This is a genomic window from Paraburkholderia rhizosphaerae, from assembly GCF_004366595.1.
Lineage (GTDB): Bacteria > Pseudomonadota > Gammaproteobacteria > Burkholderiales > Burkholderiaceae > Paraburkholderia > Paraburkholderia rhizosphaerae.
The window spans coordinates 201981-228510 of record NZ_SORE01000002.1 but is presented as its reverse complement, the minus strand read 5'-3'; the positions used below and the strand labels follow the sequence as shown (position 1 = coordinate 228510).

Below are 26530 nucleotides of genomic sequence, written 5' to 3'. Positions count from 1 at the left end.
CACCACCTTAAGCGCGAACAAGTATAGAGGCGCGGCAATACAGGTTCATTAAACCTGACATCCGGCCACGCGCCGGTGATGCCCGCTCACAGGCGCGGCACATCCGGCTCGAAGAACACCCAGCGCACTTGCGGAAACGTCTGCTGCAGATCGGCTTCTATGATATTGATCGCATCGACCATCGCGCGTCCGCTTTCGTAGTCGATCATCTCCGCCTGCACGGCCACCACCACGTGCCGTCCCCATTGCAGCGTAATCAGATTCATGATGCTGCGAATTTCACTGCGCGCGCGCAAATGCGCATCGATTGCGCGTCGAACCTCCGGGCTTGCCGATTCGCCGATAATCATCGACTTCACTTCGCGCGCGACAAGGAAAGCGATCACCATCAGCAGCAATCCGACGCCGATCGAACCGAGCGCATCAAACAGCGGATTGCCAGTCACCATCGTCAGCAACACCGCGACGAACGCTATCGCGAGGCCTGCGAGCGCCGCGATGTCTTCGCCCGCGACCACGAGCAAATCAGACTCGCGTGTTTCGCGAAACCACCGCCACAGCGATTTATCCCGATTGGTCTTGCGGATCTCACGTATCGCGCCCGCGAGCGACAGCGCCTCGAGCACGACCGACACGCCCAGCACCGCCAGTGCGACAAACGCATACGACAGCGGCTCGCGCGCAATCGCGCGATGCACCCCCTCATAAACCGAGAACGCGCCGCCGACAAAAAACAGCAGCAGCGCGACAATCAGGCAGTAGAAGTAGATTACGCGGCCGGCGCCGAGCGGATGCAGCGGAGTCGCGGGCCGCCGCGCCTGGCGCAGTCCGAACAGCAGCAGGACCTGATTGCCGCAGTCGGCGGTCGAATGGATCGCTTCGGCAAACATCGCGCCGGACCCGGTAAAGGCCGCAGCGGCGAATTTGCAGATCGCGATGCCCATGTTGGCGGCCAGCGCGTAAAAGATGGCTTTCGGCGATTCTTCCTTCATCGTCGGTGCGGGAGAAGAAAAGTTGGACGTCTATGTCAAACGACTTCGATACGCGGCGCGCCGCTCGTCATTTCGCCGATCACCGCCGCACGCGAGAAGCCATCCGTGTGGAAAACCGCGAGTACGTCGTCGACCGTTTCGCGCGCGCAGGCAACCAGCAGGCCGCCCGAAGTTTGCGGGTCGGTCAGCAACGTCTGAGCGGTGTCCGGCAGGGTAGCGGCTAGTTGCACGTGCTCACCATACGACGCCCAGTTGCGCCCCGACGCGCCGGTGAACACGCCCGCCGCGGCAAACGCATCGACGCCGTCAAGCCACGGCAGGTCCGCATAGCGCACACGTGCGCCGAGCCCCGCGCCGCGCGCCATTTCGAGCAGATGCCCGAGCAGACCGAAGCCGGTCACATCGGTCAACGCATGCACACCCGGCAACGACGCAAGTTCGGTGCCGGGGCGGTTCAGCCTGGTTGTCGACGCAATCATCTGTGCGTAGCCTGCATCGCTCAACTGGTTCTTTTTCAGTGCCGCGGACAGCACGCCGACACCCAGCGGCTTGCCGAGCACCAGCACATCACCGGCCTGCGCGGCTGCATTGCGCTTCACCCGCTGCGGATGTACGACGCCGAGCGCGGCGAGGCCGTAGATAGGCTCGACCGAATCGATCGAATGGCCGCCGGCGACCGGAATGCCCGCTTCCTTGCAGACGTCTTCGCCGCCGCGCAGCACCGCCGCGATCACGTCGTGCGGCAACACGTTGATCGGCATGCCGACCAGCGCGAGCGCGAGAATCGGCTTACCGCCCATCGCGTAGACATCCGACAGCGCGTTGGTCGCGGCGATGCGGCCGAAATCGTACGGGTCGTCGACGATCGGCATAAAGAAATCGGTGGTCGCAATGATTGCCTGTTCGTCGTTGAGCCGATAGACAGCGGCATCGTCGGCGGTTTCGGTGCCGACCAGCAGATCGGGAAACGTCGGCAACGGCACGCTGCGCTTGAGCAGGTTCGACAACACGGCAGGCGCGATCTTGCAGCCGCAGCCACCGCCGTGCGAAAGGCTCGTCAGGCGCGGAACAGTCGGATTCGTCGAAACGGTTTCATTCATGACGGACAGGATGCTGTGGTGAGAACAATCGATATTATCGACAATCCGGCTGGAACATGTGCGCGCTGTATCGAACTGATCACACGCGACCGCGCCGACCGGTCAGCGAAGCCGCGGGCAAAGCAAGCCGCGCGCGGCACCACGGCATTGCGCGTGGGCGGCCGGGAAACGCTCAATGGCGCTCGAGCGCCGCCATCTCCCGCACGACGACCAGCAACATCGACAGGCTCGCGCCGCCTGCCGCGCGCAAATCGCCCAGCAACTGCGCATAACGCGCGAGCGCGACTTCGCGCCGCGCTCGCCATGCGTCGACCAGGGTACCGGGGTCGGTCATCTCCGATGCGTCCGGCGCGTCCGCCAGCGCGCTGGTTGCAAGCTGGCGCTTCAGGCGCGCGAGTTCGGCCAGCGCCGCGGCGCGCGCCATCACGTCCCAGTGCGTGGGCGTCGGCAACGCAGCCGCCCGCTCGCTGATCCAGTTGTAATTCAGCTGGGTGCCCAATGCGAAATAAACGCCCGCGACCTGCTCGAGGCTGCGCCCGCTGGTCGCCGCGACTTCCGCGATATCGAGCAGCGCGGCTGGAATCTCGCCGCTCGCGACCCGCACGGCCAGCTCGCTGTCGACGCCCGCATCGACCAGCACGCGTTGCCGCTCAGACAACGCTTCGATGTCCGCCGCGGGCAGCAGCGCGGGCAGTTGCGGCGCAAGCCGCTGCGCGGCATCGCGACAACGCGCAATCAGCGCCATCGCGCCGCCATCCTTCAGTTCGCCTGCTTGCAGATGCCGCAGGAACCATAGCGCCGCGCTTTCGAGCAGGCGCGTGATTTCGACAAACATGCGCGCCTGCACGTCGTCCGGCACGCGGTTATCGAGCGCGTCGATCTTGCGCCACACGTCGTCGAGATCGAACACGCTGCGCGCCATCAGGCACGCACGGACGATATCGCCCGGCTGCGCGTCGGTTTCCTCCATCAGCCGATGCACGAACGCGCAGCCGACGCGGTTGACGAGCCCGTTGGTCAGGAAGGTAGCGAGTATCTCGCGACGCAGCGGGTGACGATGCATCGGTTCGTCAAAGCGCTGGCGCAGCGGCTGCGGGAAATATCCGGCCAGCATGCCGGCGACCAGCGCATCTTCCGGCACGTCCGATTCGAGCAGCGCATCGTACAGCCACATCTTGCTGTACGCGAGCAGCACCGCCCGCTCCGGCGACGTGAGGCCCTGTTTCGCCGCCTGCCGTTCATTGATCTGCTCGTCGGTCGGCAGGAATTCGATCACGCGGTTCAGTCGCCCCGCGCGTTCGAGCCAGCGCATCAGCCGCACTTCCGCATCGAGCATGTCGGCTGCGTAGCGGCCTGCGATCGAAAGGGCCTGCGTTTGGTAATAATTGTCCTGCAGCACCAGCAGCCCGACTTCATCGGTCATTTCCGCGAGAAGCGCATTACGCTGCTTCTCGGTCATCTCACCGTCCGCGACCACGAGGCCCAGCAGAATCTTGATGTTCACTTCGTGATCCGAACAGTCTACGCCGGCCGAATTGTCGATCGCATCGGTATTCACGCGCCCGCCGCGCTGCGCAAACTCGATGCGGCCGTGCTGCGTGAGGCCCAGATTGCCGCCTTCGGCGACCACCTTGCAGCGCAGTTCGCTGCCGTTGACGCGTACCCCATCGTTGGTGCGGTCGCCGACCTGCGCATGCGTCTCGTGGCTTGCTTTCACATACGTGCCGATGCCGCCGTTGTATAGCAGGTCGACCGGCGCCTGAAGTATCGCGCGCATCAGTTCGTTCGGCGTCAATGCGGTCGCGGTGATGCCAAGCACCCCCTGCGCGGCCGCGGAGATCGGTACGGTCTTCGCGGTGCGCGGGAATATCCCGCCGCCCGCCGAGATCAGCGACGGGTCGTAGTCGTTCCAGCTTGATCGCTCGAGGCCGAACAGGCGCTGCCGCTCGGCGAAGCTGGTCGCCGGATCCGGGTTGGGATCGATAAACACATGACGATGATCGAACGCGGCCACCAGCCTGATATGCGGCGACAGCAACATGCCATTGCCGAACACGTCGCCGGACATATCGCCGACGCCGACCACGGTGAAGTCAGTCGCTTGCGTATCGACGCCCATCTCACGGAAGTGCCGCTTGACCGACTCCCATGCGCCGCGGGCGGTGATGCCCATCTTCTTGTGGTCGTAGCCGACCGAGCCACCTGACGCGAACGCATCGTCGAGCCAGAACCCATACTCCTGCGAGATCGCGTTCGCGTAGTCGGAAAATGTCGCGGTACCCTTGTCCGCGGCGACCACCAGATACGGATCGTCCGGATCGTGCCGCACCACTTCGGGCGGCGGCACGATCTCAGCGCCCGAACGGTTGTCGGTTACATCGAGCAGTCCGCGCAGAAACGTCTGGTAGCACGCGACACCTTCGCGCAGCCATGCTTCGCGGTCGGTCAGCGGCGGCGGGTTCTTCACGACGAAGCCGCCTTTCGAGCCGACCGGCACGATCACGACGTTCTTCACCATTTGCGCCTTCATCAGCCCGAGCACTTCGGTGCGGAAATCCTCGCGGCGATCGGACCAGCGCAGTCCGCCGCGCGCGACCCTTCCTCCGCGCAAATGCACGCCTTCGACTCGCGGCGAATAGACCCAGATTTCGAACATCGGCTTCGGTTCGGGCAGGCCCGGCACTTTCGCCGGATCGAACTTGAACGACAGATACGGCATCGGCCGGCCATGCGCATCGCGGCGAAAATAGTTGGTGCGCACCGATGCATTGATCACGCCGAGGAACTGCCGCAGGATGCGGTCTTCGTCGAGGTTCGGCACCTGATCGAGCGCCGCTTCGATCGTGATCAGCATTCTGTCGACGCGCGCTTCGCGTCCGGTGCCCGGCGACGGATCGAAACGCGCGATAAACAGTTCGACCAGCATCCGCGCGATCGCCGGGTTGCCGGTCAACGCGCGTTCGATATACGCATCGCTGAAGGTCGAACCGACCTGCCGCAAGTACTTTGCATACGCGCGCAGAATCGTCACTTCGCGAGCGGCCAGATGCGCACGCAGCACGAGGCGGTTGAAGTCGTCGTTTTCGATCGTGCCGCACCACACCTGTTCGAACGCGTCTTCGAACAGGTCTTTTACGCGCTCGATGTCGAACTCGGTTTCATCGGCCATCTCGAGGCCAAAATCGTGAATCCATGCGGGCTGCGCGTGCGGTGCTTCGATCAGATACGGGCGCTCTTCGTCGACGCGCACGCCCAGATGCTCGAGCATCGGCAGGCTGCGCGACAGCGCGATCGGCTGCCCGACCCGGTAGACCTTGAAGCGGAATGCACGCGGCGCCGATTCGATCGGCCGGTACAGGTTCATCGCCAGATGGCCGGTCGCCTGCACGCGCTCGATCAGTTCGATATCGCGCACCGCCGTACGCGCCGCATAGTCGTCGCGATAGCCGGCCGGAAACGAATCCGCATAGTGTTGCAGCAGCCGGTTGCCCTGCTCCTCGCCGAACGCATCGAGCAGCGCATCGGCCATATCGTCCTGCCAGCGGCGCGTGACCTGCACGAGTCGCGTTTCCAGCTCGTGCGTATCGACGTCGCGCATTGCGCCGGGTTCCGCGCGCACGACGAAATGAATCCGCGCGATCGTCGACTCGGACAACAACGGCGTGAACTCGACTGCCGCACCGTTGAACGCATCGAGCAGCAGTCTGGCGATGCGTCGGCGCAAGTCCGTGTTGTACTTGTCGCGCGGCACGAACACGAGGCATGACACAAAGCGGTCGAAGCGGTCACGCCGCACGAACAGCCGCGTTCGCTGATGCTCCTGCAAGCGCAGGACGCCCATCGCGATGTCGTAGAGCTCGTTTTCGTCGGCCTGGAACAGTTCGTCGCGCGGATAGGTTTCCAGCACCGTCACGAGCGACTTGCCGAGATGCCCTTTCGGCAGAAAGCCCGCGCGCCGCACGATGTTCGCGCACTTGCGTCGCACAATCGGGATCTCCGTCGCGGACACCATATACGCGGTTGACGTGTACAGCCCGATAAAACGCCGCTCGCCGGCAATCTTGCCGTCCGGCCCGACCAGCTTTACGCCGACGTAGTCGAGATAACCTGGCCGATGCACGGTTGCGCGTGAATTGGCTTTCGTCAGGAAGATCGGCCACGGGCCCTGAATGATCTCCGCCGCGGCGGGCGGCAGCGGCGTCACATCGGGTGTGCGCTCGTCGCCGATGGCTTCGCGCAAAATGCCGAGGCCCGTGCCCGGAATCGCGCGCAAACCGAAACCGCTACCGTGCGCCACCAGTTCGTAGTCCCGCTGCCCGAGGAACGTGAAATGGTCGGCGACCATCCATTCGAGAAACGCGCGGGCCTCGACGCCTTCCGCGCTCGTCTCGCGCGCGGCGAGATCCTTGATCGTACTGCGCGCGGCGCCGACGATCTTCTGCCAGTCTTCAACCGCGGCGCGCACGTCGCCCAGCACGCGCGCGATCGATGCGCGCAGCGTGTCGAGCTTCGCCGCATCGCCGCAACGGTCCACTTCGAAATGGATAAACGACGCGAGCTGCGACTGCCCGTCGTCAGGTGTCGAGCCGCCGAGCGCGACGCGCTCGATGTTGCCGTCCTTGCCGCGCCAGATACGGAACACCGGGTGCAGCACCGAGTGCAGCGCGAGCCCAAGGCCGTTCACCGCCATCGAGACCGAGTCGACCAGAAACGGCATGTCGTCATTGACGATCTCGACCACCGTGTGGTCCGAGTGCCAGCCGTGCTGTTCGAGAATCGGGTTGTACACGCGCAGCCGTTCGCTGCCCGGCACAAAGCGTTGCGCCGTTTGCCAGTGCGCCATCGCGGCGCCGTACAGGTCGGGGATATTGCGGCTTTGCAGTTCGTCGGCGTCGACGAAATCGTAGTAGTGCCGCAGGAAAGGTTCGACGATCGCAAAGGCCGGTTCAGGCAATCGGCCCCGCGCGAATTCGATGACATCGTTGAGCTGGTGCGCGACGGCTTCCTCGTTCTTCGCTAGCATGACGTCCTCCACGGCGGGCGGCGATTCATTGCAACGTCGATAGATGGGCATTATGCACCCTGCTTCTGACGCCTCTGTGTGCATGCGCACATGAAAATGCGAACGGCGCGCGCATCTATTCGCCGGTGAATGCGCGCATTCGAATACGCATTACATGACATTGTGAATTTATCGTGAATCGTTATAGCGTTTCTGGATACCTGGTTTGTTAATAAACAATACGATCCAGGGTTCTTATGATTAGCGAACCTGCAAATAATGCGCTAATCTTTTAATGTGCGTCGCCTGCGGGCGAGTCCGCATAACGCAATCGTCCGTTGCGCAAAACGCGGCTCTGATGCCGATGCTTTTAGCGCGACTGGACAAGCGCTTCAGATGCCGCTTTTTCACGTAGCGCATATACACGTCTCAACCGAATTGCAAACATTTGCCGGCCCGGCAGCGTGTCGCTTCCCCGCTGACCCGGCTGGCCTGTTGTCGAAGTGTGCGCGGTAGAACCTGCAAGCCTGCCATGGAGACAAGGCCATGAAGCGCGAGCCATTGCGACATTTCCGCACGATCAGTTATGCGACTTTATTATTTTTCTTTCATGCCGAATTGCATGCGCAATCGCTCGACGATCAGACCTCGCAGGAAAACATCGCAACGCTTCGGCAGGAATTGAACAACCGCATTAAAGAGCTCGACGCATTGAAGCGGAAACTCGCCGAAGAGGAGGCGAATTTCCAGCAATTGAGCCGCGCACTCGACTCGCGCATGCTGGAATCGAAGCGCGGCGCGGGTGAGCCGGGCGTTGGCGGAGGAGCAGCGCCTGGCATCGCGCAGGATGCGGCCGCGGGAGCGGGAGCGGGTGCGGGCGCGGGTGCGGGAGTTGGCGCGGCTGCTGGCGGCACCGCGGGAGCGGCACAGGCGGCGGCGCCGGCTGCAACGTCCGCGCAGAGCGCGCAGAACGCGGCGCCTACATCCAGTCAAGCGCCAAACCAGGCACCTGACCAGCCGGTCAATCAATCCGCCAGTCAACCCGCGAACCAAAGCGCGGCGCCCGCGGCGCAACAGCCTGTCGGCCAGGCGCCGGTGGCGGATACCGCACCGCCTGCTGTCGCGCCGATCTTCGATCAGCCGGGCGTGCTCACGCCGCGCGGCAAGATAACGATCGAGCCATCGTTCCAGTTCGGCTATTCATCGTCGGACCGCGTCGCGCTGGTCGGCTACACGATCATCCCGGCGCTGCTGATCGGCCTGATCGACGTGCGAGAAATCAAGTCGACCGTGCTGACGGCGGGCCTTGCCGCACGCTACGGGATCACCAACCGGATGGAAGTGGAAGTGCGCGTGCCGTACGTCTACTCGAGCAACGATACCGTGAGCCGCGAAGTGTTCACCGGTTCGGCCCAGGACAACGTGTTCAATAGCAGCGGCCATAACATCGGCGACGTCGAAATGACGCTGCGCTACCAGTTGAACGAAGGTGGTCCGGACAAGTTCTACTACGTCGGCTGGTTGCGCTTCAAGACTGCCACCGGCAAAAGCCCGTTCGACGTCGTGACCGACTGCGTGACACGCTGCATCGGCAACACGACGGGCACCGGCCTGCCGCTCGAACAGCCGACCGGTACCGGCTTTTACGCGATCCAGCCGGGTCTCACCTGGTTGTTCCCGAGCGATCCGGTGGTGTTCTTCGGCAACTTCAGCTACCTGCACAGTTTCGGGCGAAGCGACTTGAGCCTGACGATTCTTAACGGCGAAAAGGACTTTGTCGGCCGCATACAGCCCGGCGATATCTGGGGCTTCAACGTCGGCATGGGTCTCGCGTTAAACGAAAAATCGTCGTTCAGTATCGGTTACGACCAGAGCATCGTGTTGCCGACCAAGCAGAACGGTCAGACCGTTCCCGGCTCGGTACGCGTCGTGCTCGGCACGCTGCTTATCGGGTATTCGTATCGGCTGTCGCCGAAGACCACGTTGAACTTTTCAATCGGCGCGGGCCTGACGCGCGACACGCCGGACCTCACGCTGACGTTCCGCCTGCCGATCACGTTCTGACCACACGCACGGTGCACCGCATTGAAGTCAATGCGGTGCACACCGACTCGCACATGTGCCGCTACCGCCTATCGACCTCGCACGAGCGCACCGCTCAATGTCGAGCCGATATTGGCATTCTTGAACATCGATAGCGAATTGACCGTCGTGTTGATCGTCGTTAATGCCTGGATCTGCTGGTTGCTCAACGTGTTCTGGATCACCGCGCCCGACAGCGAAGGTAGCGCACCGGGCTGCACGACATTGCCCGGTCCGTTCTGAACCAGAGCGCCCGCGTTGACCGAAGCCAGTTGCTGCGCCTGCTGCGCGCTGATGTGGCTGATGTCCGGAATATTGAAGCTGGTCGTCGTCACGAGATTACCGTTGACGACCACCATCCGCGAAATGCCGAACGACACTTTCAATCCCGACGACAGATCGAAGCCGCCGCGCATTTTGTCGAGCCGGTCGTCGCTGATCGCGACCTTCTGTGGCATCGACCATTGCGGATCTTCGGTGCTCGCGGCAGCCTGAGCGGGTTGCGCTTGCGGTTGCGCGCCGTGCTGTGCAACCTGCTGTGCGTTCGATTGCGCGTTCGGCTTCGCGCTAGCTGACGAATCCGCGCGCGCTGTCACTGCGATTGGCGCGGCGTACGAAACGGGCGGCTTCGCCGGTGGGGACGGCAATGCGGCAGGCGTCGATGCAACGCGTGAATCGGCGCGCGGCGATGGCGACGGTGCTACCGACGGTCCCGGCAATTGCAACATTTGCACGACGGGCGCCGTGGCGGCCGACGATTTCACATGCGCGAGTGCAAACGGCTTCGCTTGCGGGAGTGCCGGCGCGGAAGGCGGAAAACCGTGTGCGTCAGACATTGCACGCGTGCCGTCATGCGTGGGCACGGCGACCGGGGCCGCGTAGGACACGCGCCGTTGCGGTGTCGCACGCATCGGCTGTCCATCGGCTGGGGTTTGCGCGACGACACGAGGCGGCGTGGCTTCAACGACGTTTGCGGCAGTAGCCGCTTGCGCCGCCGGCTTGTCATCGCGCGGCGACGGCGACGCTTCGGCCTCGTTCGATTCGGTTCGGATCGCTAGCGCGCGGTCCGCTTCGGCGGGATTCGCCAGCGCGCCGCTTACCTCGGCGCGCTTCACTTCAGCGGAGTTCCCTTCCACACGCGCCACTTCGGCGCGCCTCTCTTCACCCGCCGCGTGAACCGGAACCGCTATCGGCGCCGCGTACGAAACCGGTGCCTTGTGCACGGGCCGCTGCACATTCGGCAACAGCACCGGTTTTGCAGGCGGCACCTTGTCGGCATGCCGCGCACCCGGCAGCGAACTTTCGATTTGATGCGGCACGTCCGGCGCGCCTTCCATGCGCGCGGCCTCTTCGAGCGGCACCGGCCGCACCGGAGACGGCAGGTCGACGTCCGCCACCTTCGCCGCATCGTCGCGCGGCTCGCCCCATTCCAGTTCATTCGCCTGCGCCGCGGCGACGACCGGTGCTGCTGTCTCTGTACTCATATTCGCAACCGTGTCCGTATGCCCTGGAACAGCAATCGGCGCGGCGTACGAAACCGGTACGCTGCGCGCGCTCGCCGCATCGGTCACGCATTGTGCATCCGTTTGCGCCGCATCGACAATCGGCAAATTTGCCGACGCGCGCGTGCTTTCTTCATCTGGTTGCACGACGCCCGCGACCATCGGCGCTGCCGCGGCAGCAGACTGGAGCGCGGATTCCGCGACCGTGTCAATCTGTTGCGCGTGCGCCGCAAACGGCGCGACGCTTCCACACACGACGGTGGCGATACGCGCGAACTTGCGTGTCTCCGTCTTCATGATCGCCTCAGAAGTCGCTCGGTCCGTGTTTGGGAATCACGACGAAATAGAGCCCGTCGCGATTGATCCCCGTGTAAAGCGGCGCGCTCGGTGCAACACGCCAGTCCGCCGGGCTATTGAAAATGCCCACGCCCGGCTTGTTGTGGATCACGAACAAAACCTGGTCTTCCCACTTCTTTTCAAAGCTTTCCTGCGGAATCGGCCGCGTACCGGTCGCCGGATCGCCGATCAGCACGCGGTTGTTGCGAAATCCTTTCACCACGACGAAATGGTGATACCCGCTCTCGCTGATCAGTACGATCGCCGGCGTGTTTGTATCCGCGAGCTTCTGCAACGGCAGCTCATATCCGTCCGCGATAAAACCGCGCCGCTCCAGAAAGCGCTTGATGTCGAGCAGCGAAAACCCTTGCTGGCGAATTTTCTGCTGATCGCCGTCGAGGAACATTTCCTGAAACGCCGTTTGCTCGCTCACCGGATAGTTGTACTGGTACGTGAGCAGCGTCGCGACCGCGGCGGACCCGCAACTGAAATCGAATTGCTGCTTGATGGTCCGCTTGAAACGCGCCTCCTTGAGGCTCGTCACGTGCATCGCGTAGCTTGCGCCTTGCGGATCGGTAATCATGATGTCGTCCGCGCGCGCGGCGGACCACAACGTCAGCACGCACGCGAGGACAACAGCCGGCCAGGCCGCGGGACGGACAAAATGAATCATCGCAGCATGCCCCGCTCAGTTACCGAAACGGACGTTCAGCACGGTCGCGTTCTGAATCAACACGTTCGCGCCGGAATTCTGGATCACGGTCGGCAGACCACTCGAATTCGCGAACGAACCCTCGCTGATCGAATTCGATCCGGTCACAACGCGGTTGGCCGTATTGTTCGCGACCGTACCGGTCAGATCGTTCTGGCCGATCAGCGCGTCGCCGCCGCGATGCGCGTCCAGTTGCCCGGCGGTCATCGCGACGCCGAATACGTCGTCCTGTGCCGCCGATGTTGCGTGTGTCGCTTGTGGCGCCTGCGGGGACGTCGCGACTACCGCGGGCGCACTTCCAGGCACTGACGGCGCGTCCGCCGCGACAGGAACCGCCGCGGCGGGTCCCACCGCTTGCGCCTGCGCCGCCGCAGCGATCAGCGGCGTTGCGTCGGCCGCGCACGCGAGACCGTGCACGGCGAGCATGACCGGTACAACGAGCAACGAACAGCTCTTGCGCGCTTGCATGAGCGTCTCCCTTCGTCCCGATGCGGCGGCATGCACCGCGCCGGGACCGGATATCTATGGTCAGCGCCGGACGAGGCGACGAGCTGGCGTCGCCCGCCCGGTCACGGAGCGCTCGCCGCGGAACTTTTGGGGTACATGCTCCGCGGCTCGCTCCTCGGCATCGACGTTCGAGGCTTCCGCGGACTAATGTCCGACGGTGAGATTCGCCTGAACCGTGACTGCCTGTTGCGCAAGCGAAGCTGCCGCACTCGTCTGGTTCATCACCGAGATGCCTGCCGCCGATTGCGCTGCTGCCGTCATCGTGTTGCTCATGTCGAACGTGCCAGCGTTGACGGTATTGGTGCCGCCCGCGCCGCCCGCACCGCCCGCGCCGCCGGTTCCGGCACCGCCGGTTCCGGTTGCGCCCGCGGCGCCGGCTACGCCCGCACCGCCGGCCGCACCTGCACCGCCGGTTGCGCTGCCGTTAGTCGCGGTCGTGGTTGCATCGCCGTTGGTCGACGTGCCGCCCGTGCCGGTGCCGCCCGCGCCGCCCGCGCCAGCCGTGGCGGTTGCCGCACCACCGTTGCCGCCCGTGCCGCTGCCTGCGCCGCCAGTTGCGGTGGTTGCGCCGGTCGTACCCGCACCGCCCGTCGCGGTTGCTGCGCCGCCGGTGGCGCTGCCTCCGCCGCCGGCACCACCCGCACCGCCGTCGCCGCCTGCGGACGTCGCGGACGCGCTACCGGACATCGAGTTCGCACGACCGCCATTGCCACCATCGCCGCCGCCACCGCCGCCGCCGCCGTTACCGCCAGCGCCACCGCCACGCGCGCCTGCGAAGCCACCCGCCGCGCCGCTCAGCGCCACCGCGAAGCCGCCATGACCTGAGCCATCGCCGCCTTGTGTGCCGCCGGCGCTCGCCCGGCCGCCACGCGCGCCATCGCCACCGTAACCGGTGCCGGCTACCGCGCCGTCGTTGGTTACAGAGCCAGCGTTCGCGCTGCCGTTCCTGGCATTACCGCCATTGCCGCCGTTGCCGCTATTGCCGGAATCGCCGCCGTTGCCACCGACGCCGATACCGGCAAAGCCGGCACCGCCACGGCCGCCGCGGCCGCCGGCCGCGCTACCCGTGTTCAGTGCGACATTGCCGATACCCGACACGCCAAGACCGGTTACCGAGCCGTTCAGCTTGCCAAGCGCAACTGCCTTGGTCGTGTTGAACGAATCCTGGTTGACCGTTGCGCCCGACGCGATTTCATTCGCGTTGTCGCCCGACGTGCTGGTCTGATTCCCTGTCGCACTGACCGCCGACGTATTCCCACCACCGGCCGCGCTCTGGTTGCACGAGTCCTTGCCGTCGCTACACGGGTTCGCCATCACGTACCCGCTAAAGCCCAGCGCAAGGACCGCAGCACTCGCCATCAGAGTCTTTCTCATGAGAGCCTCCTATGACTGGTTGCGTTAGTGGCCAACGGTCAGGTTGGCCTGAACGGTGACCGCCTGTTGCACGAGCGACGCGACACCGCTGTTCTGGTTCATCACGACGATGCCGGCAGCCGATTGCGCAGCGCCCGTCATCGTGTTGCTCATGTTGAAGGAGCCTGCGTCGACGGTATTGGTGCCACCGTTGCCGCCCGCGCCGCCAGCCGCACCGTTGCCGACGCCACCATTGCCGGTACCGCCCGCGCCGCCCGCACCGCCGACCGCACCGCCCGCGCCGACGCCAGCCGTCGCGCTGCCGTTCGATGCCGTCGAAGTGGAGCTGCCGTTGGTCGCGTTGCCGCCGGTGCCCGTGCCTCCTGCACCGCCCGCGCCAGCCGTCGACGTCGCTGCGCCGCCTGCGCCGCCGGTGCCCGTGCCTGCGCCACCCGTACCGGAAGTCGCGCCGGTCGTTGCCGCACCGCCGGTGCCGCTACCCGCACCGCCGGTTGCGCTGCCCGCGCCGCCTGCCGCGCCAGCGCCGCCCGCTCCACCCGGCGAATTCGAGCTCACCGTCGCGGCATCGCCACCACCGTTTGCTCTGCCGCCGTTGCCACCGGCGCCACCTGCCCCGGAATTGCCGCCGTTGCCGCCCGCACCACCGCCACGACCGCCAGCGAAACCACCGAGCGCGAGGCTGCCAGCCGCGCCAGCCGCGCCCCTGCCGTGGCCATCGCCACCTTGCGTGCCGCCCGCATGCGCGGAGCCGCCACGTCCACCGTTACCCGCATTGCCGTCACCGGCCCATGCGCCAGCGTTGTTCGCGTCGCCCGCGGTTGCGCTACCATTCCGCGCGTTGCCGCCATTGCCGCCGTTACCGCCGGCGCCGCCCGCTCCGCCATCGCCGCCGACACCAATGCCGCCAAAGCCCGCGGCGCCTCTGCCGCCACGGCCGCCGGCTGCGCTGCCATAGTTGGTCGCCATGTTGCCGACATTGGTCACGCCGACATTGCTCACGGTGCCATCAAGCCGGCTCAATGCAACGATCCTGGTGGAGTTGTTCGAGTTCTGCCACAGGTTCGCTGCTGACGCGATTTCGTTAGCATTGCTACCCGACGTCGAAGTCTGCGTCGATGCTGCCGAGCTCGTCAGGTTGTTACTGCCGCCGGCGGCTTCCTGGTTGCATGACGAGTCATTGCCACTACATGGGTTTGCCATCGCGTAGCCGCTGAAGCCGAGGGCCAGGACTGCAGCGGTCGCCAGTAAAGTTTTTCGCATGTGATCCTCCACAAAGGATGGGGGGCGGCTTGGCAGCACTACGCCAATCCGCGGCACTCCCTGCATAGGCGGTGCCATGCGCGCAAACGTTTGACTGAAAAGGGGCAAGCGGCGCTTTTGCGATACTCGATTGAATTTATCCAGGGTTTACGCCCGTGTTTTATGTTTCCACTCTGAAACGCCAAAATGGACACTGCATTGCACAATTATTATTTCGCAATCTTTTAATTGGTTTATATTCAACCTGTTACGATATCCACGCGGCGAATATTCGATAAATAAAAAACGTTTCTCTTTTGTTGGAGAGGTCCCTGGCGCCACCCGCCGAAGTCCCCTTCAAAGTGCATAAGGCACACGTCGGACCCTTGTGGGATAAGCCTTTACCGTTCAACACACAGGCCACAGCGTGGTCATCAAGTCATCTGGCATGCATTTGAAAACGTATCTTTTACGATTGCATTAAAATGATGCAGCACTGTTGCGGAATATCTTTTTACCTATTTCACAGCCCCGCATACTGATATTACAAAGTAAATATCCTTTGCAAAGTACGCTACCGCACAAACGATAACAATCGTTTATAAATTCGTTAATTAACGTTCAAATAATTACCAATAGAAATGTTAGCTTTCATTTATTAATTGTGACGCACGAATCAATGATAAATTGCAGCGTTGATTAACGCCGCCATGGTGAAAGACCGAAAGGCTGAGTTAGCGCCCGCCGCTATCGCAAACCGTCGAGCATCTGTTCGACGAGCCACGCCGGGTCATCGTGCGGCAAGTCGTGACCCGCCGATGCATGGTGTCGATGTGGCGCGCGCCACGCGGCTGCGAGACGGGCAGAGCAAAGCGGATTCACAAGACCGTCCGCGGCCGATGACAGAATCAACGTGCGGCACCGTGGCGGCTGCGACTCGGCGCGAAACGAAGCCGCCGCCATCAGTTGCCGCCACGCGTTGATGCGGCTCACCGGCGCGCTGCGGCGAATCGCGGACCACGTGTCGAGATCGTCGGCAAGGCTGACGCGGTTGTTGCACGTCAACGCGTGAACCGCGCTTTCCGCGACGCGCGGCTCGCGCCAGTGCGCGGCGATGCGCATCAGCATCGGCCATGCTTGCGGCCGCAACCGCTCGTGTGGCCAGTTGAACGGACGCATGCTCGTGTTGATCAGCACCAGCGATTCGATTTCATCCGGATACCGCTGCGCCCAGTCGGTTGCGACCATTCCGCCGAGCGACATCGCGAGTACCCGGTATGGTGCTGGTATACCGCGCTCGACCGCGACGACGCGCACGAAGCCCACCATATCCGCAACGCGGCGATACGAACGCAACGCGGCAAACTCACCGTTGCCGGGCAGGTCGACCGGCAGCACGCGCGCTTCGCTAAATGCATCGGATACGCGTTGCGGCAACGTCCCCCAGTGCCGCGATTCGCGTGTCAGCCCGCGCAACAGGATCCATGCGCTCATATGTGCTGCGTCCGATACCAGAAGTCGAACGCGCGCTGCAGCAGTTGCTGGCGCACCACGCCTTGCGGCAGCCAGCGCTGCGACGAGTAGGCCGCGCGCGTCAGGAAGTCGAGCAGATTCGCATGCCGGCGCAACACGCGCTCAGTGCGATGCGCCTTTACCGGATTGAACATGCCTTGCCGCGAGAAAATCTGCCGCGGGTTTTTCCTGATCCATATCCACGAACCGAGTTCGAGCGTCATCGGCAAAAAGATGCTTGCGGGAGGACGCGTGTCATACGCGTAGTCCCACAGATCTCCGTGCAGCAGATATTGATGGCTTTGCGGCTCGAACAGATAGCCATGGTGAGGATGCGCGTGCTCGAACATCGTTTTCAGCGCGAACATTTCGGGCAAGTGCGGCATCGCTCGACGGGTGCGTGCATAAGGAAACCAGATGCTGTCGCGCCAGCCATAGCCGGAATGACAGTCGAGCGCGACGCTGAACGGACGTGACGCGAGTTCGCTTGCCACCACCTGCAGCAACGCGGTCGCCTCCGGCTCCATCGGCGACCCGCGCCGGCCGCGATACCACGGCAGCCACGCGCCGAGCCGCTGTCCGCCGGCAAGCCACGGCACATGTTCGTCGGCATCCTGCGGACCGTTGCGCATCAGGTCGACGCCATTCGGATTCGCGCGCGTCGCAGCCCACATTCCACCTGGATTGACAATCGGGACAAAGATCAGACGAATCGATTGCAACTGGCGCACGAGCAGTTCATCCCATTCGAGACGGCCAAGCAGCGAGCGCATGTAGTCGAGAACCAGTTGTGACCCGATGCGTTCGAGTCCGTGAATCCCGCCAAAAAATCCGATTGCCGGCGCAAGCGGATCAGTCGATCCGATGCTCGCCGAGAACACGGCGAACGACCTGCCCCGCACTCGCGTTTCGCAGACGGTTCGAATCTCGAAGAGCGCACTGCCGCCTTCGAGAATTGCCTTCAGTTCTTCGTATTCCGCAAATGAATCGGGCAAGAAGCTGAGAACCTTTTGCATGGCGGCGCCGGCGTGAGAGGCTGCGTTTTTGGGGACGGCTCATGCACTGACCCCTTCAAATATAGCTTGTTCGCCTCGCAGTTAAATGACAGTGGCGCGACGCTCACAAGGCGCTGTCATATGACTGACACACGCGTAAAAAGCGGCATGCGGGACCGCATTCACGTTTTGATACATATAGTCGTCTAGACGTTGCGACAGCTTTCACCTAACCGTCATAGTCGCTTCCTAGAATGTGGCCGAACGTTCCGGCGAATAGCCGGCGTCATTGACAGGACATCTATGGAAGCCATCCGCATCGAACGTTTGAGCAAGACGTTCAGTAACGGCCGCAAAGCACTCGATGAAATCGACTTGCGCGTCGAGCCGGGCGAAATGGTTGCACTGATAGGCGCGTCCGGTTCGGGCAAGTCGACGTTGCTGCGGCATATCGCGGGCTTCACCGCCTCCGATGCGCAACCATCGCAAATCGAGATTCTCGGCCGGCCGATTCAGCAAAACGGCCGTATCGTGCGCGAGGTGCGGCGCATCCGGCGCGATATCGGCTTTGTCTTCCAGCAATTCAATCTTGTTGGCCGGATGACGGTCGAAACCAATGTGCTAGTCGGCGCGCTTGCGCGCTTACCGTTGTGGCGTCGTTTGACGGGTGTTTTTCCGCATCGTGAACGCGAGTTGACGCTGACCGCGTTGCGCGAAGTTGGCATTGGCGATCATCTGCGCGAACGCGCAAGCAATCTGTCCGGTGGCCAGCAACAGCGCGCGGCCCTCGCACGCGCACTCGTGCAGCAAGCGCGCATCATTCTCGCGGACGAACCGATTGCGTCGCTCGACCCCGAATCGTCGCGCCGCGTGATGGACATGCTGCGCAAGCTGAACACCGAGCACAACCTGACCGTTCTCGTCTCGCTGCATCAGGTCGATATCGCGATGCAGTACTGCGCGCGAACGGTTGCGCTACGGCGCGGCAAGATCGTCTACGACGGTCCGTCGGCAAGCCTGACGCCGGCGTTGTTGAAACAGCTGTACGGCGACGACGCGCGCGAACTGCTGGAAGAACATACCGACGACGATGTGCCGCGCGCATCGCAGTCGTACGCTTTTGCTCTCGATACCGCGCATTCCACGTGATGCCGCGCAAGCGGACACACACCTCCAAGCCGTTTAGCACCGACCAAAAACCAACCGGGATTCTGAACTCATGAAATTCTTGCGCTCACTGATCGTCGGCGTAGCTGCATTTGCCTGCGTCGCCGCTCATGCTGAAGACCTCAATTTCGGCATCATCTCGACCGATGCGTCCAGCACGCTGCGGCAGCGCTGGCAACCGCTGATCGACGATCTGAACCAGAAGACCGGTCTGCACGTGAAGGCGTTCTTCGCGACGGATTACGCGGGCATCATCGAAGCGATGCGTTTCAACAAGGTTCAGATCGGCTACTTCGGCAACGCGTCGGCGATGGAAGCCGTCGATCGCTCGAACGGCGAAGTGTTCGTGAAGTCGGTGAACGCGAATGGTGTTGGCGGCTACTATTCAGTGCTAGTCACGAACGTGAACAGCCGCTTCAAGACGCTCGACGATGTATTCAAGAATACGAAAGACGTGAACCTCGGCTGGGGCGATCCGAACTCGACCTCCGGCACGCTGATTCCGGGCTATTACCTGTTTGCGAAACGCGGCGTGCCGGTTACGTCGGCTTCGTTCAAGACGGTGCTGCCGTCAAGCCACGAAGCGAACCTGCTGGCGGTGATCAACAACAAGATCGACGTCGCGACCAACAACACGCAGGAGCTCGATCGCCTGCAAACCCAGCATCCGGACAAGTTCGCGCAGGTGCGCGTGCTGTGGAAGTCGCCGCTGATTCCGAGCGACCCGCTGGTGTACCGCAAGGACCTGTCGCAGGAAACGAAGGACAAGCTGCGCGATTTCTTCGTGAACTATGCGAAGACCGATCCGCGTGAGAAGGAAGTGATGAAAAACCTGACCAACTATAGCGGCTTCGCGGCATCGTCGGATGCGCAGCTGGTGCCGATTCGCCAGGTCGCGCTGTTCCAGGAGAAGCAGAAGATCGAAGCTAACACGAACCTCTCCGATGCGGACCGCAAGACGCAGGTCGCCGCAATCGACGCAAAGCTGAGCGCACTGAACGACGCGGCCGCGAAGCAATAAATGAATAGCGCAGACATGGCCGCCGAACGCGGCGCACGGCAATCGAAAGCAGTCGCGGCGCCGAATGCCGCGGCCGCCGGCAAGCGCAGCTGGAGTTCGACGTTCAGCTGGATCGTGTTGATCGCGGTGCTTGGACTGTCGTGGCGTGCCGCGGATATGCGCCCGCTCGATCTGTTCGCGGATGCGGGCAACATGGGGCAGTTCGCGAAGGACTTTTTCCCGCCGAACTTCAGCGACTGGCGCATCTACACGCAAGAGCTACTGGTCACGCTTGCGGTCGCGGTGTGGGGCACGGCGCTAGCGATTGTCTGCGCGATTCCGTTCGGGTTGATGTCCGCGCACAACATGGCGCCGGCGTGGGTCGTGCAGCCGGTGCGGCGCGCGATGGATGCGTGCCGCGCGATCAATGAAATGGTGTTCGCGATGCTGTTTATCGTTGCGGTCGGTCTGGGTCCGTTTGCGGGTGTGCTCGCGCTGTGGGTGCATACGACCGGTGTGCTCGCGAAGCTGTTTGCGGAAGCGGTCGAGGCAATCGACCCGCGCCCGGCCGAAGGCGTGCGCGCAACCGGCGCGACGAGTCTCGACGAGATCATCTATGGCGTGCTGCCGCAGGTGTTGCCGCTGTGGATCTCGTATGCGTTGTACCGGTTTGAATCGAACGTGCGCTCGGCGATGGTGGTCGGAATGGTCGGCGCGGGCGGGATCGGCGTGGTGCTCTACGAATCGATCCGCTCGTTCGATTACGCGCAAACGACTGCGGTGCTGTTGATGGTGATCGTAGTGGTCACGGTAATCGATATCGTCTCCGCGAAGTTGCGAGAGCGGGTGATCTGACCTGATCTGCCGCGTCGGATAGTCACTTTAGCAGGCGCTCGACCATTTCTCTAATGACGACGTGGCAAATTGCCCTCAAGCACCGCATCTCGCCGCCGAAGGTCGCGGCGAGATGCGGACGCTCAGCGAGCATTGCCGCGTTTTGCGCATTCACTGCTGCAAGCAGCGCGTCAGCCTCGACGGGAATACGCCGCAGCAACTCATCGAGCTGGCGTAGCGCGGTCACGCGCGTTAAACCCAGCGCGACGCGGCCGCAGGGTGCTATCGATATCCGCCCGATCATCCGCTGTGCGCAGCGTGATCGACCCCGCGGACTCCCGGCCATAGTGCTCAAGAAGGGCAAACGCATCGGTGATGTCGGGCAGCCCCACATCCGCCGCGAGCAACGCACGAACGCTTTCCTCCGGCAGAAGATTGTCGAAATACCATTGCACCGGACGCGTGGTGGCGCCATCGCGCAGCGTAGAAAATAGCCGACCGAGACGTCGAAACTATTCGAGCGCATGGTTTTTGTGCTTCCGGGCCCCCGATCCCGATCGGCACGCGCAGGTCAAAACCGAGCCGACGCTATGGCGCGGATGTACGTGAATTGATTCGCCGCTCTTGCACTCAGGATTCAGAGGCGCCGCTCACCCGTACCTGGTCCGCGTGATAAGAAGACCTCACCAGCGGACCCGCCACCACCTCCCTGAACCCCATCCGCAGCCCTTCGTCCCGCCACGCATCGAAGGTTTCCGGCGGCACATAGCGCCGCACCGGCAGGTGAAACTTCGAAGGCGCCAGATACTGGCCGATCGTCAGCACATCGACGTCGTGCGCGCGGATATCGCGCATCGTGTCGACCAACGCCGCGTCCGTCTCACCGAGGCCGACCATCAATCCCGACTTCGTCAGCATGCGCGGATGCGCGCGTTTCATGCGCTCGAGCAGTTCCAGTGAGCCGCCGTAACTCGCTCCCGCGCGGGCCGCACGATACAGCGACGGCACGGTCTCGACGTTGTGGTTGAACACGTCAGGCCATGCCGCCGACAACGCGTCGATCGCCCGCTCGACACGTCCACGAAAATCCGGCGTCAGCAGTTCGACACGAATGCCCGGCACGCGCTCGCGCAACAACGCAACGCAACGGGCGAAATGCACGGCGCCGCCGTCGCGCAGATCGTCGCGGTCCACCGACGTTACCACCACGTAACGCAGCCCGAGTGCCGCCACCGCATCGGCGAGACGCGCGGGTTCGTCGTCGTCGAGCGGCGCCGGCCGGCCATGCGCGACATCGCAGAACGCACAGCGCCGCGTGCATACGCCGCCCATGATCATGAACGTGGCGGTCCGCTGCGCGAAGCATTCGCCGATATTCGGACACGTCGCCTCCTCGCACACCGAATGCAGCCGATGCGCGCGAAGAATGGCCGCCATGCCGGCTACCGTTACGCTCATCATTGGTTTCGCATGCAGCCACGGCGGCTTGGGCAGCACATCGGCCCGCGCAGCCGGCACGATCTTCACCGGAATGCGAGCAAGCTTGTCGCGGCTACGCAGGCCCTGCTGCCCGAGCGCCGTCGCGCCAGGTTGCACGGTTTCCTTCTGCCGAACGGCTTCCATCGTCAGGCCACTCCGAAAAAGTCGTTCAGCAGCCGGTTCACTTCGGATGCCGCCTCCATATGCACCATATGGCCCTTGCCTTCCAGCACGTGCACGCGGATTTCGCCGGGCAACCCTTGCGCATGACGCGCGGGAATGACCTGATCCTGCGCGCCCCAGATCACCATCACGCGCGGCGCGAGCGTGCCGACCCGATCGCGGTAAATCTTCTGTTGCACGCCTTCGACGAACGCCCGCCCCGCGATCTTCTGCAATGCGTCGTTGACGCCCTCGAGCCGCTTGTACTTCACGACATCTTCGATCATCTGCCGCGTGACGAGCGCCGGGTCCGCGAACAATTTCAGCATGTGCGGCTTCAGCGAATTGCGGCTGGTGCCCGCGACAAAGCCCTCGATATATGCGCGATTGATCTCGTCCCCGAGCCCTGCACCACTGATCAGCGCGAGCGATGCGACGCGCGCCGGTGCTTTCGCGGCGACCGTCATCGCCACGAGGCTGCCCATCGAATGCCCGACCAGATGGGCGCGCGCGATCCTGCGGTCTTCGAGAAACACGAGCACCGCGTCCGCCAGTTCGTCGGCGCTGCCCGTATCGACCGCTTTGCCCGACTCGCCGTGCCCCGGCAGATCGAGCGCCCAGACCTCGCGGTGCGTGGCGAGGTCTGCATGGTTGAACATCCATGCGTTCAGGTCGCCGCCGAACCCATGGATCAGCACCGCTGGCGTGCCGCCGCCTTCGCCGATTTTCAGGTAGCGCACCGTGCGACCGCCAATCTGCACTTTCTCCGGTTGTGGTCCGGCGTCGGCATCGGCTGCGGCCGCCGGCACGAAATCACGCTGGAAGGTCGCGACCGCATCGTCGATTTGCGCGTCCGGCGTTTCGACATCGGCGACCACTCCGAGCAGCGCACCGACCGGCAACGTGTCGCCCTCCTGTGCGACCTGCCGGCGTAAGGTGCCGTCGAACGCGCACTCGACACCCGACGAAATCTTGTCGGTTTCGACGTCGAGCAACTCGTCGCCACGGCTCACCTTGTCGCCAACCGCTTTCAGCCAGCCGTTGACCTGCCCTTGTTCCATCGATAAGCCCCACTTGGGCATCGTAATCATGTGAATCGGCATCGCTCGGTACCTCGTTCAGTTGTGCGCTGAGTTGCGTGCTGCTTGCTCGGTGGTGTACTCAATGACGTGCTTTCGCGACCGCCGCGGCGATCTTGTCCGCCGACGGGATGTACAGATCCTCGAGCACGCTTGCGAACGGCGCGGGTGTGTGCGGCGCGGTGACGAGTTCGATCGGCGCCTTCAACGAATGGAACGCCTTCTGCGCGACGAGCGCGGCAATATCCGTCGCAATCGAACAACGCGGATTCGCCTCATCGACGACGATCACCCGACCCGTCTTCTCCGCGCTTTCGAGTATCGTGTCCTCGTCGAGCGGCGACGTCGTGCGCAAATCGATAATCTCGACATCGATGCCGTCTTTGGCGAGCTTGTCCGCCGCATCGGTTGCGAAGTGCACCATGCGGCCATACGTGACGATCGTTGCATCATCGCCTTCGCGCACGAGGTTCGCTTCGCCGAACGGAATCGAATACAGCTCTTCGGGTACGTCGCCCTCACGCCCGTACAGCAACTTGTGCTCGCAGAAAATAACCGGATCGTTGTCGCGAATCGCCTGGATCATCAAACCCTTCGCGTCATACGGCGTGGATGGGCACACCACCTTCAGCCCCGGCACATGCGTAAACAGCGAAGTCAGCATCTGCGAATGCTGGGCCGCCGCGCGCAAGCCCGCGCCCTGCATCGTGCGAATCACAACCGGCGTCACCGCCTTGCCGCCGAACATATAACGGAATTTCGCGGCCTGATTGAAGATCTGGTCGAAGCAAACACCCATAAAGTCGATAAACATCAACTCCGCGACCGGGCGCATTCCGCATGCGGCAGCGCCCACCGCGGCGCCGATAAAGCCGCCCTCCGACAGCGGCGTATCAAGCACGCGCCCCGGATACTTGTGGTAAAGCCCCTTCGTTACGCCGAGCACGCCGCCCCATGCATCGTGCTCACCCGGCGCGCCTTCGCCGCCCGCGTTGTCCTCACCCATCACAATGACGCTCTCGTCGCGCGCCATTTCCTGGCTCAAGGCCTCGTTGATTGCCTGTGAAAAACTGATCTTGCGTGCCATGTCTGTCTCCTTGAAGTTGGGCCGTTCGGCAATTACGGATACGACACGTACACGTCGGTTAGCAGGTCTTCCGCGCCCGGCAGCGGTGCCGCCTTCGCTTCGCTCACCGCGCCATCGATCAACTGCTTCACTTTCGCGTCGACATCGCGTAGTTCCGCCGCGCCTAGCATCTCCGCGCGCACGACACGCTCTTCGAAACGCTTCAGGCAATCCTTCTCTTCGCGCAGCTTCTGCACTTCGCCCGGCGCTCGATAGGTTTGCGCATCGCCTTCGAAGTGGCCGAAATAGCGCGACAGTTTCATTTCGATCAGCGTCGGTCCGCCGCCGTGACGCGCGCGCTCGATCGCTTCGCCGACCGCTTCATGCACTGCGAAGAAATCGAACCCGTCGACAATCACACCCGGCATGCCGAAACCGCTCGCGCGGTCCGCGATGTTGTCCGACGCGACCGCCCACGACGACGACGTCGACTCCGCATAGCCGTTGTTTTCAGCGATAAAGATCGCCGGCAGGCGCCAGATCGATGCGAGGTTCATCGATTCGAAAATCACGCCCTGATTCGACGCGCCGTCGCCGAAGAAACACACGCCCACGCCGCCGTTTTTCTTGTACTTCGCCGCGAGTGCCGCGCCGCACACGAGCGGACCGCCCGCGCCGACGATGCCATTCGCGCCGAGCATCCCCTTCGACAGGTCCGCGATATGCATCGAGCCGCCCTTGCCGCGGCATACGCCGGTTGTGCGGCCATAGATTTCGGCCATCATGCCGCGTACATCGACGCCCTTCGCGATGCAATGGCCATGGCCGCGGTGCGTGGTGGCGACGTAGTCGGCGTCGTTCAGATGCAGCATCGTGCCAACCGCCGACGCCTCTTCGCCCGCATACAGATGCACGAAGCCCGGAATCTCGCCGGTCGCGAACTCGACGTGCAAGCGCTCCTCGAACTCGCGGATCGTGCGCATCATTCGATACGCGTCCAGCAGTTTGTCCTTGCTCAACTGACTCGAAACAGACATGGTGTGTCTCCTTTCCATTGGTCATACCGATCGCGAACCCGACGCGAACGGTTCACACGTCGCAAACACAAACACGGCAGCAGGCAGCGCGTGAGCGGTGGCGGCGCAAACCGCATCCGTCATCCGCGCTGCGCGGCCATCTCGCGCATCAACTGCCGCGACGCCGAGAAACGCAGCGTGCGGCCCACGTCGACCGTCAACGGCCCGGCCCAATCCAGCGCGATCTCATAGCGATCGTCGCGCTCTATTTCGATTTCACGTTCGCCGTCGAACGCAAGCGTGCCGCGGCCCGCATCGAGCGGCAGCCATTCGCCGACTTCGAGCCGATCGCAGGTGCGCATCGTCACCTGCTCGACGCGGCCCGGCGCGAGCGGCGCGAAGATCGGCACCCCGGCTTCTCCGTTACGCGCGAACGTCAGGTGCAAACCGTGCGATGCGCTGCGCTCGACCGGCGCCCACGCGCCGCCGATCGACGACAGGCCAATACCGTCCGGCGACGCGAACGTGAGAAACAGCGATTCGATATCCGCTGGCTCGGACACCGCGCGCGCGCCGATGAAACGCTGCCGGCTTACGCAGACGTCGACCAGCGCAATCTCTTCGCGGCCGCGATTCGGCCCGGCGACGCAACGCACGACCAACCGCTTGTTGCGCGTCAACGCGACGTCGGGCGGCACCACGCCCGCGGCGACCAGCGCGCCGGCGAGGCCCGCAACGGTCGCTTCGCGCATCTCGGGGAACGCGTTGTTGGTGCCGGTGGAAAGCGTCAGCAGCGGCACGCTGCCGCAATGCGCGGCCACCGCCCGATGCGTGCCGTCGCCGCCGAGCACCGCGATCAGATCGACGCCCGCATGCACCATGCGATCGACGCCGTTATGCGTATCCGTGACGCTGTCGGTAATCGGCAGCTCGAGGAACTCGACATCGGGCCAATGCTCGGGGTTGCCGAGCGCCGCATGCGTGTCGAGTGCACGGCGCAGCAGCGCGGCGACGCCGGTCTTGTCGCGCAGCGTCAGCACGCGGCCGTGGCCCAGCATGCCAAGCCCCGCGAGCAGACGGACGACCATGTTTGCCTTTTCGGCCGTCGGGAAAACAGATGCATGGGTCGTCAGCCGGCGGATGTCGCGTCCGGATGCAGGGTTCGCGATCACGCCAACCGTGATGGGCGATGGCAAGGGCTTGTCTCCTGAACCGCGTGAGTGCGGCAACTTATCGAAGGTCGCGACATGAGGCTCAATGCATACAGCACGCCGCGCCGTTTTGACCAAGCGCAATACTGCAAAGCCCATGCCATTTTTTTCGCGCGTCCGTTGACCGACGCGGAACCGCGCCCGCCAAGCTTCGCAGCCATTC

General features: G+C 63.4%; 20 protein-coding genes and 1 pseudogene. 4 read left to right on the top strand and 17 right to left on the bottom strand.

The window, feature by feature from the left end:
- Positions 1 to 86: 86 nt before the first annotated feature.
- The 3 genes from BX592_RS03145 to BX592_RS03135 form a co-directional block, all read right to left on the bottom strand.
- Positions 87 to 992: a cation diffusion facilitator family transporter gene (locus tag BX592_RS03145; protein ID WP_134190191.1), complete on the bottom strand. Its 906-nt coding sequence runs from the start codon at positions 990 to 992 to the stop codon at positions 87 to 89.
- A 35-nt stretch (positions 993 to 1027) separates the two neighbouring features.
- Positions 1028 to 2092, bottom strand: a complete 1065-nt coding sequence (gene selD, locus BX592_RS03140) for a selenide, water dikinase SelD (RefSeq protein WP_134190190.1) — start codon at positions 2090 to 2092, stop codon at positions 1028 to 1030.
- A 172-nt stretch (positions 2093 to 2264) separates the two neighbouring features.
- Positions 2265 to 7115, bottom strand: coding sequence for an NAD-glutamate dehydrogenase (locus BX592_RS03135; RefSeq protein ID WP_134190189.1), 4851 nt, complete (start codon positions 7113 to 7115; stop codon positions 2265 to 2267).
- A 525-nt stretch (positions 7116 to 7640) separates the two neighbouring features.
- On the opposite strand from BX592_RS03135, the gene BX592_RS03130 reads away from it, so the two are divergent.
- Positions 7641 to 9158 (top strand): acetate kinase, encoded by a 1518-nt coding sequence (locus BX592_RS03130; protein WP_134190188.1) that lies wholly within the window; start codon positions 7641 to 7643, stop codon positions 9156 to 9158.
- A 68-nt stretch (positions 9159 to 9226) separates the two neighbouring features.
- On the opposite strand, the gene BX592_RS03125 is transcribed toward BX592_RS03130, so the two are convergent.
- From BX592_RS03125 to BX592_RS03095, 7 genes are all read right to left on the bottom strand, one after another.
- Positions 9227 to 10975: a hypothetical protein gene (locus BX592_RS03125; RefSeq protein WP_134190187.1), complete on the bottom strand. Its 1749-nt coding sequence runs from the start codon at positions 10973 to 10975 to the stop codon at positions 9227 to 9229.
- Positions 10976 to 10982: 7 nt separating this feature from the next.
- Positions 10983 to 11687, bottom strand: coding sequence for a C39 family peptidase (locus BX592_RS03120; protein WP_134190186.1), 705 nt, complete (start codon positions 11685 to 11687; stop codon positions 10983 to 10985).
- 15 nt (positions 11688 to 11702) lie between these two features.
- Positions 11703 to 12194 carry a hypothetical protein gene (locus tag BX592_RS34280; protein WP_134190185.1) on the bottom strand — a complete coding sequence of 164 codons (492 nt, stop codon included), beginning with the start codon at positions 12192 to 12194 and terminating at the stop codon, positions 11703 to 11705.
- Positions 12195 to 12377: 183 nt separating this feature from the next.
- A complete protein-coding gene (locus tag BX592_RS03110; protein WP_134190184.1) occupies positions 12378 to 13607 on the bottom strand; it encodes a hypothetical protein in 1230 nt (409 codons plus the stop codon).
- 24 nt (positions 13608 to 13631) lie between these two features.
- Positions 13632 to 14867 (bottom strand): hypothetical protein, encoded by a 1236-nt coding sequence (locus BX592_RS03105; RefSeq protein ID WP_134190183.1) that lies wholly within the window; start codon positions 14865 to 14867, stop codon positions 13632 to 13634.
- A gap of 726 nt (positions 14868 to 15593) precedes the next feature.
- Positions 15594 to 16340 carry an alpha/beta fold hydrolase gene (locus BX592_RS03100; RefSeq protein ID WP_134190182.1) on the bottom strand — a complete coding sequence of 249 codons (747 nt, stop codon included), beginning with the start codon at positions 16338 to 16340 and terminating at the stop codon, positions 15594 to 15596.
- Entirely contained in the window at positions 16337 to 17374 is a 1038-nt protein-coding gene (locus tag BX592_RS03095; RefSeq protein ID WP_134190181.1) for a M14 family zinc carboxypeptidase, read from the bottom strand. The genes BX592_RS03100 and BX592_RS03095 overlap by 4 nt, the downstream gene beginning before the upstream one ends.
- A 282-nt stretch (positions 17375 to 17656) precedes the next feature.
- Here BX592_RS03095 and phnC point away from each other — a divergent pair, with 282 nt between their 5' ends.
- The 3 genes from phnC to phnE all read left to right on the top strand — a co-directional run bounded on the left by phnC (position 17657) and on the right by phnE (position 20375).
- A complete protein-coding gene (gene phnC / locus BX592_RS03090; RefSeq protein WP_134190180.1) occupies positions 17657 to 18502 on the top strand; it encodes a phosphonate ABC transporter ATP-binding protein in 846 nt (281 codons plus the stop codon).
- Between the two features lie 70 nt (positions 18503 to 18572).
- Positions 18573 to 19541 carry a phosphonate ABC transporter substrate-binding protein gene (phnD, locus tag BX592_RS03085; protein ID WP_134190179.1) on the top strand — a complete coding sequence of 323 codons (969 nt, stop codon included), beginning with the start codon at positions 18573 to 18575 and terminating at the stop codon, positions 19539 to 19541.
- A complete protein-coding gene (phnE, locus tag BX592_RS03080) occupies positions 19542 to 20375 on the top strand; it encodes a phosphonate ABC transporter, permease protein PhnE (protein WP_134190178.1) in 834 nt (277 codons plus the stop codon). It begins immediately after the preceding gene.
- A 22-nt stretch (positions 20376 to 20397) separates the two neighbouring features.
- On the opposite strand, the gene BX592_RS03075 is transcribed toward phnE, so the two are convergent.
- From BX592_RS03075 to BX592_RS03045, 7 genes and pseudogenes are all read right to left on the bottom strand, one after another.
- Entirely contained in the window at positions 20398 to 20601 is a 204-nt protein-coding gene (locus BX592_RS03075) for a hypothetical protein (protein WP_134190177.1), read from the bottom strand.
- A pseudogene (locus BX592_RS03070) lies at positions 20582 to 20836 on the bottom strand (HipA N-terminal domain-containing protein); the annotation flags it as partial. The gene BX592_RS03075 and the pseudogene BX592_RS03070, both read right to left, overlap by 20 nt.
- A gap of 148 nt (positions 20837 to 20984) precedes the next feature.
- Positions 20985 to 21977, bottom strand: coding sequence for a lipoyl synthase (gene lipA / locus BX592_RS03065; protein ID WP_134190176.1), 993 nt, complete (start codon positions 21975 to 21977; stop codon positions 20985 to 20987).
- A gap of 2 nt (positions 21978 to 21979) precedes the next feature.
- Positions 21980 to 23098: an acetoin dehydrogenase dihydrolipoyllysine-residue acetyltransferase subunit gene (locus BX592_RS03060; protein WP_134190175.1), complete on the bottom strand. Its 1119-nt coding sequence runs from the start codon at positions 23096 to 23098 to the stop codon at positions 21980 to 21982.
- Positions 23099 to 23156: 58 nt separating this feature from the next.
- Entirely contained in the window at positions 23157 to 24161 is a 1005-nt protein-coding gene (locus tag BX592_RS03055) for an alpha-ketoacid dehydrogenase subunit beta (protein ID WP_134190174.1), read from the bottom strand.
- A 32-nt stretch (positions 24162 to 24193) separates the two neighbouring features.
- Positions 24194 to 25177: a thiamine pyrophosphate-dependent dehydrogenase E1 component subunit alpha gene (locus BX592_RS03050; protein ID WP_134190173.1), complete on the bottom strand. Its 984-nt coding sequence runs from the start codon at positions 25175 to 25177 to the stop codon at positions 24194 to 24196.
- Between the two features lie 119 nt (positions 25178 to 25296).
- Entirely contained in the window at positions 25297 to 26352 is a 1056-nt protein-coding gene (locus BX592_RS03045) for an ATP-NAD kinase family protein (RefSeq protein WP_134190172.1), read from the bottom strand.
- Positions 26353 to 26530 lie beyond the last annotated feature (178 nt).